The 889-nt window shown below is 60.4% G+C and carries 1 protein-coding gene; it reads right to left on the minus strand.

Going from position 1 to position 889, the window contains the following annotated elements:
• Positions 1 to 889: hypothetical protein (locus tag ACP5J3_RS14915; RefSeq protein ID WP_428496394.1), on the minus strand; the 889-nt coding region annotated here is incomplete at both ends.

Consider the following 889-nt stretch of genomic DNA (forward strand, 5'->3'; position numbering starts at 1 on the left):
CCCGCGTCGCGGTTGCCTGAGTCGTGGCAGTTGGGAGAGCTGGCGGCGTAGCCGGGCTTGAAGTCGGCGCGGCTTCTACTGTTACTGCTACGAAGGCGTGTTCCCCCGGCTTTAGCTCAATTTCTTTTCTTATAATTCTTCCGCCGGCCGCTACCTCTAAGACGTATCTCCCGGCCAGAACCTCCACGCCGCTTAGCTTATCCAGCCGCGCCTCCACAGGGCCTTTTAGAAACACGGCATCTGGCTTCACAGAGTTGCCGTTGTTATCCACCACACTTACGTCGATAGCGGCCGTGGGTATTTGAATACGGATTGTTTCGTTTATGCCGGGCTTAACCTCAGCCTCCTGGCTAAATTCTCTGCCGAAAACCACAGCCCTCGCCGTGTATCTGCCGGCGAGAACCTCCACAGGGCCAATTCTGCCGGCGCCGGAGGCCACGCCGGCGATCTCCACAGGCCAGTCGTTTCTCACCCTGCCAAATCCGTCTAACACAACTGCAGAGACGGCGGCGGTGGGAACCTCTACACGAACCTCGGCGTTGCTACCCACGCCTACCTCCACCTCCTTGGCGAACTCCCGGCCGAACGCCTTTGTCCTCACGACGTAGCGCCCCGCGAGGACTTCCACAGGCCCCACTCGGCCACTGCCGCCGGCGACGCCGGCGATCTCCACAGGCCAGTCCCTCACACGGCCGAAGCCGTCTGTCACCACAGCAGAAAGCCTCCCGGTGGGAACCTGTATCCTCACCTCGCCCTCTCTGGCAGTTATCTGCGTAGTGTAGGTAAAGGGGCCTTGTATCTTCACGGTGTAATTTACGCCGTTGAGCAATTTGGCGCTCACCCTACCCACGCCGCTGGCCACAACGCCGCCGCTGGCAAATACTACCAC

The organism is Pyrobaculum sp. (assembly GCF_049971835.1).
Classification (GTDB): Archaea; Thermoproteota; Thermoprotei; order Thermoproteales; family Thermoproteaceae; genus Pyrobaculum.